This is a genomic window from Gemmatimonadota bacterium, assembly GCA_026702745.1.
GTDB lineage: Bacteria > JAAXHH01 > JAAXHH01 > JAAXHH01 > JAAXHH01 > JAAXHH01.
On record JAPPBT010000086.1, the window covers coordinates 21419 to 28613 of the forward strand.

General features: G+C 61.9%; 7 protein-coding genes. 2 read left to right on the forward strand and 5 right to left on the reverse strand.

What is annotated here, in order from left to right:
* Window positions 1-2: 2 nt before the first annotated feature.
* The 3 genes from OXH56_14795 to hisB all read right to left on the reverse strand — a co-directional run bounded on the left by OXH56_14795 (window position 3) and on the right by hisB (window position 3325).
* Window positions 3-1547, reverse strand: coding sequence for a sodium-dependent transporter (locus tag OXH56_14795; GenBank protein MCY3556579.1), 1545 nt, complete (start codon window positions 1545-1547; stop codon window positions 3-5).
* 122 nt (window positions 1548-1669) lie between these two features.
* Complete coding sequence (locus tag OXH56_14800) at window positions 1670-2713, reverse strand: alanine racemase (protein ID MCY3556580.1); 1044 nt, start codon at window positions 2711-2713, stop codon at window positions 1670-1672.
* A gap of 24 nt (window positions 2714-2737) precedes the next feature.
* Entirely contained in the window at window positions 2738-3325 is a 588-nt protein-coding gene (hisB, locus tag OXH56_14805) for an imidazoleglycerol-phosphate dehydratase HisB (protein MCY3556581.1), read from the reverse strand.
* 282 nt (window positions 3326-3607) lie between these two features.
* Here hisB and OXH56_14810 point away from each other — a divergent pair, with 282 nt between their 5' ends.
* A complete protein-coding gene (locus tag OXH56_14810) occupies window positions 3608-4078 on the forward strand; it encodes a hypothetical protein (GenBank protein MCY3556582.1) in 471 nt (156 codons plus the stop codon).
* 22 nt (window positions 4079-4100) lie between these two features.
* Here the strand turns inward: OXH56_14810 and OXH56_14815 are convergent, their stop codons facing one another.
* Together OXH56_14815 and OXH56_14820 are read right to left on the reverse strand one after the other, a co-directional pair.
* A complete protein-coding gene (locus OXH56_14815) occupies window positions 4101-4670 on the reverse strand; it encodes an isoprenylcysteine carboxylmethyltransferase family protein (GenBank protein ID MCY3556583.1) in 570 nt (189 codons plus the stop codon).
* 104 nt (window positions 4671-4774) lie between these two features.
* A complete protein-coding gene (locus OXH56_14820) occupies window positions 4775-5761 on the reverse strand; it encodes a Gfo/Idh/MocA family oxidoreductase (GenBank protein ID MCY3556584.1) in 987 nt (328 codons plus the stop codon).
* 492 nt (window positions 5762-6253) lie between these two features.
* Between OXH56_14820 and OXH56_14825 the strand changes: the two genes are divergently transcribed.
* A partial coding sequence (locus tag OXH56_14825; protein MCY3556585.1) for a hypothetical protein occupies window positions 6254-7195 on the forward strand: 942 nt, incomplete at its 3' end.

Genomic DNA, 7195 nt, shown 5'->3' on the forward strand with positions numbered 1-7195 from the left:
TGTTATTTCCAGTTCTTCGAAACGCGCCGTACCTGCAGCACGCCGACCAGGATCAATAAGACGATGATTCCCCGGGTGAGCAGCAGGTAAGGAATGTCTTCGGGATTGGCGTTGCGCAACAGGAGCAGGTCGAAACCGGCCTGGTAGGTCCACACGACGAGCAGAATCGCCAGCGAGACCGGCGTCACGTACTTGATCATGTAGTAGAAAATCCGCGGTATCCGGATGGCCGCGCCTTCGTTGATCTCCTCCCAGGCCTTATCCATGCCGAATATCCAGGCGAAGATGATGATTTCGAGAAAGGAAAAGACCACCAGCCCCACGGTCCCGATCCAGAAATCCAGCTCGTCGATGACGCCGTGCTCGATGTTGAAGACGATGAAGTTGCCGAAGATGAACAGGAACGAGATCACGAAGAGGGCTGCCTTTTTCCTCGGCCAGCCCATTTCGTCCTGCAGGAACGCCATAGGCGGCTGCGTGAGGGCCACCGTCGACGTAATCCCCGCGAAGAAGAGCAGACCGAACCAGAGCGTGCCGATGAATTGACCCAGGGGGAGCTGCTGGAAAATCAGCGGCATGGACTGAAAGCCCAGGTCGAAGGAGCCGCCCGTCGCGATCGCCTCGGTGGCGGTGACGCCGAAGAAGGCCACGGCAACCGGTATGGCGATGGAACTGCCCAGCACCACCTCGGCGAAGCCGTTGCTCATGGAGGTGGTCAACCCTGTGAGGGCGACGTCCTGACGGGCGCGGACGTAACTCGCGTAACACTGCATGCTGCCGATGCCAATGCCGAGGGAGAAGAAGATCTGTCCCGCGGCCGCGAGCCACACGCTGCCTTCGGAAAGACGGCTGAGGTCCGGGTTCCAGATCCAGGCGAAACCGGCCATGACGCTGCGATCGGGAAAGGCTGGATCGGGGGTCCCGAGAGTCAGGACCCGGGCTACCAGCACGATGGCGAAGATCAGCAGCATGGGCATGGCGAACTTGGCCAGGGTTTCGATGCCCCTTACCACGCCCCGGCTCAGTACCCAGAAGACGATGCCGAGATTGATGAGGAAGAAGATGTAGGCGGTGGCGACACTGCTGAAGTAAGCGCTATCGGTGACGCCCTGGAAACTGCTCAGGAACGCGCCCATCTCCTCCTGGGAGGAGATCCCGAAATACTGGCCGGTCAGGGAGAAGAAACTGTAGGCCAGGGTCCAGGACTGCACGTAGGAATAGTACAGGGCGAAGGCCACCGGCGCCGCGATGCCGAGCACGCCGATGTACTTGGCGGCCGGGTGTTTCCACAGCCGGTACAGGATGCCCGGCGTCGTGCCGTGTCCGTGCTTCCCGCCGAACCGTCCCACGCTCCATTCCACCCACATCATGGGGATGCCCACGACCAGAAAGGCGACGAAATAGGGGATCATGAAGGCGCCGCCGCCGTTGGCGGCCGCCTGCACGGGAAACCGCAGGAAATTGCCCAGGCCGATGGCGTTGCCGGCCATGGCCATGATCAGCCCCAGGCGGCTCTTCCATACTTCCCTTACTCCATTAATGGACATCTGGTACTCCTTCCAGACGGACTGTGTTTATCCAGTCATATTGTATTTATCCAGACAGATTGCATTTATCCTGACGGATTGTGTTTAACCAGAATGACCGTTTTTATCCAGGCGGACAGGGTTTACTTGACACGGCCCCGGCCGGCCACGGGCCAGATGACTTCCACCTGGTCGCCCCGGACGCCGTTGAGCTCGTCATGCAGGTTGAGGGCCATCTCCTGGTGCAGGGGGATGACCGACAGGCGCTCGCCGACCTTGAACCGGTGGTCGCAGCGGGACACGTCCACGTGGCCGTGTTCCACCGACATGCCGTAGATCTCCGCTTCGGGATGTTCGATGATATGGCCGTAGGGCGTGGGCGGATAGCTGGCGAAGGTCTTCATGCCGCCGTCGATGATGATGCGGTCCGGGGTCGGTGCGCTCACCACGGTGCAGATCATGCGGCAGGGGCAACGTTCAGGGTTGAGCATGCCCGAGTTGCCGATGCGGCTCATCCCCTCCCAGATGTAGGACCCGCTGCGGGTCTCGGTGCAGCCCATATCTTTGGAGTTTTCTTCGCCACCGGTGCCGCCCCCGCTGATGATCTCGAGTGGGATCCCCTTCCCGGTGATCCGTTCGATCGTTTCCGCCAGGAAATCCCTGGCCTCGGGATGGCTGGGGAAGACCATGACGCCTTTGAAGACGAGCCCACGGAGGTCCATGATGCGTTCGGCCAACGATTCCGCCGCTTCGGGCGACTGCACACCGCAACGCTGTGTGCCCGTATCGAGTTCGATGATCACGTTGACCCGGCAGCCGTCTTTTTCGGCCTGGGCAGAAATGCCGCGGGCCGTGATTTCGTCATCGACGGCCACGATGATCTCGGTCCGTTTGGCGACACGGGTCAGGCGTTCCACCTTGCGGGGACCGACGATATTGTAGGGGATCAGGATGTTCTCAATACCGGCGGCGGCCATGACTTCGGCCTCGCCGAGTTTCTGGCAGCAAATGCCGATCGCGCCGGCCTTGACCTGCCGGTGGGCGATTTCCGGGATTTTATGGCTCTTGGTATGGCATCGAAGGCCGATGTCGAGATTCCGGCAGTGCTCCGCCATGGACGCGATGTTGCGTTCCATCAGGTCCAGGTCGGCCACGTAGGCGGGAGTGTCCAGCTCGTCGATGTGCATGGTTACTCGCGTATGCTATGGCGGCTAGAGACTGCCCTTGGTGGACGGCACGCCGGATACCCGTTCGTCCATCGCCACGGCCTGGCGCAGCGCCCTGGCCGCCGCCTTGAAGACCGCCTCGACCTGGTGATGGGCGTTCACGCCGGAGAGCAGGGTGACGTGCAGGGTGACGCGTCCGTGATGCACGAGGGCCCCGAAGAACTCCCGCACCATTTCCGTGCTGAAATCGCCGACCGAGGACCGCGAGAAATCGGCGTCGAATTCCAGGTGGGCGCGGCCGCTTACGTCGAAGACGGCCCGAGCAAGCGCTTCGTCCAGGGGGGCGTAGGCGTGGCCGAATCTCGTAATGCCGGATCCGTCGCCGATCGCCCGGGCGATGGCCTGTCCCAGGCAGATCCCCAAGTCTTCCACCGTGTGATGATCGTCTATATGCAGATCGCCGGTGCAGGAAAGATCGAGGTCGAAACCGCCGTGCTTGACGAAGCTGCCCAGCATGTGGTCGAAGAATCCGATGCCGGTTTCTCCGGTGAGGCGGCCTTCGCCCTCGAGGGTCAGGGTCAGTTCGATGCGTGTTTCCAGGGTTTCGCGCGTTACCGTGGCGGTGCGAGTCACGTATTCCTCAATGCAATGGCGAGTTGCCGAAAGTCGTTCAAGAGATTGTCGTCAGGTTCGACCTGTTACAGTAGACGCGGGGATCGGGATTGTCAAGAGGTTCCCGCCTGCTAGCCGGCGAGTGTTCGGCAGTGTGATCCGGCGCGTGCACCGCCGCGCTTTCCGGCCCCGGCGAACCTTCACCTGGCCCTAACGATTGGCTTTTTGAACATATGTGCATCCACCCCGGTGAGAGATGGGAAACGGATGCCAATGTACACGTTCGTTACACGGAAACGACCCATGAAAAGAGCACACGGAGTATCGAGCATAACGCGTTTTCTTCAGCGCAATCCGGCCTGGTCCCAGGTGGTCTGCGTCGTAGGCGTTGCCTTGCTGATCATCCTCGGTCCCATCCTGCTTTACGGTTTGCTGTTCCATTCCGGACCGGACTCGATGCGGATGCTGTCGAACGTACCCTGGTGGCCGGTCGTCCTCCTCGTGGTACTTGTCGCCTTGCTCAGTCTGCTACATGGGACCACGGGCGTAAGCGTCCAGAAGCTGCCCGACAAGCGGAAAAGCGCCGGCGCCGCTGCCGATTCGGAGGAGCAGTCGGACCGCGTAGACCCGACGGATTCGACTGACCCGACTGGATCAGCGGGCCTGGCGGACCCGGCGTCGCCCCGTCATCCCGAGCAAAACGGCGATCCCCTTCGGTGCACGATCCATGAACGGTCCCTGAACGGCATCAGCCGAACGGAAACAAACCGGTAATGCCCACCTGGTCCGACCCGGACTAGCCCCAATACCAGCGCGCGGCGATGGCGGCTACCACCACAGCCGTGGATTGGAAGGTCCGTTTCTCGCTGCGCAGGGCGGCGCCGAAATCATAAAGCGCCGGTTTTCCCGCGGTGTATTCAGTGATTCGGGGCAGGAAACGGGGTACCGCCGCGAGGTAGGCTACGTATTGCGCACCGAATGTCTTCCGCAGGCTTTCCTCCTCCAGCGATACGATGAGACCGTACTGTATTCCGAAGGCGGCAATGAAGACCCCGATCATGTAGGGCATCCAGGCCCAGGCCATGACGCACAGGCCGAGACTCAGCACGAAGTTGCCGACATACAGTGGATTGCGTACCCGGCCATAGGGTCCGTTGGTGATGAGCGATGGCGCTCCGACGTGGCGGGTACGGGTGGCGGAGCCCGCGTAACCCACGGCCCACAGGCGAATGGATTCCCCCATAAGCACCAGCAGCCCACCGGCGATGAAGGTCCTCGGGCCGGGTTCGGCCATGATCAGGACCGCGGCCAGGAGCGGGATGGGCGTATAGCTTCGAGCCGCGAAGACGGCGGCGCGGATATCCATGCTGAAGCTGAACCTCCTCGGTGTTTAATGTCCGGTCTGCAGGCTGGTGCGGGCTTCGCTTCCTCGATGCGCGGGGATGCTGGTCCGTTCGGCGCTCGCTGGCGTTACCGGCTGCCGGCTTCAATCTGTTCGATGACCGCCAGGGAGACGCGCAGGGCTTCGCGGCCGTCGAAACCGGTCACGGGCGCCGGCGTGTCGCCGCGCACCGCCGCGACGAAGGAGGCGAGTTCGGATTCAAGCGGTTCGCTCCGGTCCTTCGAGGTCTTCTGCCGTGTGATATGGCGGACGCGTCCATCGCCGGTGTTTACGGGGATCTTCAGTCCCCGTGCTCCGGCCTGTCCGGGATCGTCGATCAGCCGGTAAATCTCGCTCTCGCCCGCCAGGAAGTCCATCGAAACGTAATGGTCGCGTTGAAAGATCCGCAGTTTACGCATTTTCTTCAGCGAGATACGGCTGGCCGTGACGTTGGCCACGCATCCATCGGCAAACCGCATTCGGGCGTTAGCGATGTCCACCTGGTCGGAAATTACGGCGACGCCCGTGGCGTCCACCGACTCCAGATCAGAACGGACCAGACGCAGGATGAGATCGATGTCGTGGATCATGAGATCGTGGACGACGGACACGTCCGTTCCCCTGGGGTCGAAGGAGGCCAGGCGATGCGCTTCGATGAACCCGGGGGCGATGTCCATGCCTTCGAGGGCCCGGAAAGCGCCGTTGAACCGCTCGATGTGTCCGACTTGAAGCACAAGGTCCCGGGATTCCGACAGATCGATCAGCCGGTCGGCTTCCGCTACGGTCGCGGCGATCGGTTTCTCAACGAAGGTATGCAAGCCCTGAGCAAGGGTGAACGACGCCACCTCGCAGTGGGCAGTGGTGGGCACGACCACGGTGGCCGCGTCTGCTTCCTCCGCGATGCGCGACAGGCTGTCGAACGCTGTCGTGCCGTATCGACGGGCGACCTCATCCGCCCGTTTTCCGCGTACGTCATACACGCCGCATAGCCGCACACCGGGCATGCCCGCAAGCACCCTGGCGTGGGCTTCACCGAGTCGTCCAACGCCGATCACGGCCATTCGCAAGGCGTCCAAGTGCTAAAGACTCCCCGTCATCTTGCCTGCTGACTGTCATCCTGCCTGCTGATTGTCATCCTGCCTGCTGATTGCCATCGTGCCTGCTGTCTAAACTTCAATCCGGATCCTGTCTCCGTAAAGTCGGCAGGTTCTTACGGCAGCGTCTGGCGCCGGCCATGAATCGCCGGCCGGGAGACGCCAGCCAGGAATCGCCGGCAAGGAGACGCCGGCCAGGAATCGCCGGCCGGGAGACGCCGGCCATGAATCGCCGGCCGGGAGACGCCGGCCATGAATCGCCGGCCGGGAGACGCCAGCCAGGAATCGCCGGCAAGGAATCGCCGGCCGGAAAACACCGGCGCGGAGACGGCTGAAATGTAGATGCCGGCACGGCGAACGGTCAACCACTTTGGCTCCGGCATACCGGCTTTGCGCCGCTACTTTAAGTTGACAGCCTCCCGAAATGCGTGTTGATTTCAGTCACGTAAAACGACCCATGAATCCCCCCTAGAGATGACCTCCATGGTCCTGCTGCAGCGACTTCACGTCACAACGCCGATCGCCGGTTTCGGGCTCGCCCTCTGTTCCGCCCTGTTCATCTACCTGAGCATACCCAAATTCGACTTGTGGCCCCTGGCCTGGGTCGCTTTCGTGCCGGTCATGATCGCGTTGCACGACGCCGGACGAAACGGGTCCTTGTCCAAAGTGGCCTTGATCTCCCTGGTTTTCGCCTTCGTTTCAGGCGTCGCCAAGGTGTACTGGATCCGGGAAACCGTCATGAACTTCGGGGGCCTGAACCTGGCCCTGGGCCTGGTCAGCATGGCGGGCGTGGCCCTCGTCATCGCCCTGTACGCCTTCATCTTCGGATTGTATGCTGCCCGGGCCGACTGGAAGTCCCCCCTATTCCCGTTGTTCGCGGCCGCCCTGTGGACGGCGCTGGAATACATCCAGACCTATTTATTCACAGGGTTCCCCTGGGAACTGCTGGGTTACTCGCAGTACCTGGTCCTACCCGTCATACAGATTTCGAATTTCACAGGCGTGTACGGCGTGAGCTTCCTGGTCATGCTGTTGAACGCTACGCTGGCCATGGTCTTCATCGCCCTTCGCGAGCGCACCGCCTGGCGCGCGCCGGTGATCGCCATGGCGCTGGCCTGGCTGGTCCTGATCGGCGCGACGGGGTACGGCTGGTGGTCGATTTCCCAGGCACGCGCCCTGGAGCGGATGACCCCCCCGGTGAAAGTGGCCGTGGTCCAGGGCAGCAAGGAACAGGGCATAAAGTGGTCGGAAGAAGAGCTTCAGCGTACCGTGGACGTGTACCGGGATCTGACGCGGTCGATAGTGCCCCAGGATCCCGATTTCATCGTTTTTCCCGAGACGGCGATGACCTTCTGGCTGGAAAGCCCGGCATATGAAGCGTACAACGATCAGGTGCACGCGTTGACCGAGGAGGCG